1 protein-coding gene is annotated in these 1,382 nt (G+C 63.1%); it reads right to left on the bottom strand.

Annotated features, from left to right (window positions below):
• Positions 1-1,382: type VI secretion system Vgr family protein (locus tag ACIPK7_RS29710; RefSeq protein WP_401091926.1), on the bottom strand; the 1,382-nt coding region annotated here is incomplete at both ends.

The raw sequence follows: 1,382 nt of genomic DNA, 5'->3' as shown, positions 1-1,382 counted from the left end.
GTGCGCAGGACGTTGCGCTTGTAGTTCTTCAGGGTGACGTGGTCGGGGTGCTGGCTGTCGTGGATGGCGTGGGCGATGTAGGGGCGGTCGGGATCGCCGTTTTCGAAGGCGATGCGCACTTCGGTGCCTTGGACCAATGGGAAGTGCATCCCATATGTGTCGCCACTATAGGGGCGCGCCAGGCGGAGCCAGAGTGATTCGCGTCCGGCAGGCCACGTATCTCTGTCGAACAGGAAGTGGCACTTGTAGCGGCCTTGCATGTCGATGTGACCGTACAGGTCGTTCGGCTCGGGGCTGGTGACGCGGGCCGGAAGGGTGCCGGCGATCACCGGTTTGGCCGGCACTTCGGGGCGGAAGCAAACCTGCTCGTCGTAGGGGATGGCCTCGAACTGCACCTCGAAGCTGCGGTCGCGGGCGGCGCTGCTGTGCATGTGGATAATGACCGCGCCCGGCGCGAAGTGTTTGCCTACGCCGTCGAGTTTCACTATCTGTCCGGGAAGGAGTGTAGGACTGCTGGTGAAACCGGTCAGGCGCGTGCGCGCATTGAGGTAGCGTTCGTGGGCAAGGCGCGCGTAGAAGTAGCCGCTCTCGCTTTCCAGATCTTCATCCTGGGCGTAGGCATCGCCCAGCGTCTGATGCGGCTCGCCGTAGAGGTAGGCCTCGCCGTAGGTGGTTTTCGGCGATTTGAGCAGGTCGACGCTGGCGTCCAGTTGAGCGCCAGCGTCACGGTAGTCGTAGGCACGATTGCTGACTCGTTGCATGACCAGTCCATGGCCGCTCTGCAGGCTCCAGACGGCGTCCCGGCCGCTGGATTCCAGCGACGATAGCGGGCGCAATGGCAAGGGCGACGCGGGCAGGTAATGACGCTGGTCGTCGTGGAACTCCACCGTCTCGATGCGTAGCTCCGGGTTCATCGAGAAGCGATACCAGATGCCCACTTCGGCCGTCAGGCGCTGGATGAAGGCGAGATCATCCTCGCCGTACTGCATCACCTGCTCGCGTTGCGGATACTCGCGGGTCAGTTCGAAGAGGAAATCCTGCCCTTCGAAGTCGTTACGGCGCAGCACCTGCTCGACGATCTCCGGCACGCTCTGGTTCTGGTAAATGCGGTACTGGCGGGCGAGGCCCAGCAGCGTCAGGCGGGGTACGAAAGTCACCTCATAGCGGGATTCGTCCCTTGACATGGACAGCAGGGAAAAGCGGCTGATCGTGCCGTACAGCGTACGCAAGGGCGGAGCGATTGGCGGCGTATAGCCGGGGATGCCCAATTGCTCGGGCGGCGCGCGCAGGCTGAAGCTGGCGTCCTTGCAAAGGAAGGTGTCGGCAGGCAGATCGCGGTGGGTACTGGTGAATTCGATGCGGTAGGTGAAGGGCTGGCTGAG

This window comes from Pseudomonas sp. NPDC086581 (assembly GCF_044746165.1).
In the GTDB taxonomy this organism is placed as follows: Bacteria; Pseudomonadota; Gammaproteobacteria; order Pseudomonadales; family Pseudomonadaceae; genus Pseudomonas.
This window is presented reverse-complemented; position numbering and strand designations above follow the sequence as displayed.